The sequence below is a fragment of the Corallococcus praedator genome (assembly GCF_003612125.1).
GTDB classification, from domain to species: Bacteria; Myxococcota; Myxococcia; order Myxococcales; family Myxococcaceae; genus Corallococcus; species Corallococcus praedator.
The window spans coordinates 1-426 of the sequence record NZ_RAWI01001140.1 but is presented as its reverse complement, the minus strand read 5'-3'; the positions used below and the strand labels follow the sequence as shown (position 1 = coordinate 426).

1 protein-coding gene is annotated in these 426 nt (G+C 45.1%); it reads right to left on the bottom strand.

Translation table 11 applies throughout. The annotated features are described in order from the left end of the window. The coding region (locus D7Y13_RS43425; protein WP_208734674.1) for a thioesterase domain-containing protein at positions 1-426 on the bottom strand (426 nt) is incomplete at both ends.

Sequence of the window (426 nt, the reverse complement as noted above, 5' to 3'; positions counted from 1 at the left end):
ATGCTGCATCTTTGAACTTTTGCGATCGCTTCTGGGTTCTAAACAGCGTGATTGCATTTGGATAAGTTTGCGGTTTGTAGTTCAAAACTGCTTGACTGTTCGATCGATAAACTTCCAGTAAGCGATGTAAAGCAAATTCATTCAGCAGTTGAGACGGTAGTGTTTTGAATAATTCAGAATTGTGGTTTTTTGAGCGCAAAGCAGGCGGAATCAGACGGCCATAATCTAATAGCAAGGCTGGAATTGATCGCGCTACGGTTGTTAGTAAATTCAGCGTTTCGCAGTAAGAAGGCTGATTGCTGGCGATCGGAGCGGGCGTATCAAGAATTGCCAGCAGTGCAACTTGTTCGCCTGCCTTGTGAAGCTGCTGTGCCATTTCAAATGCTACAAATCCGCCAAAAGACCAGCCACCAATGTAGTAGGGAC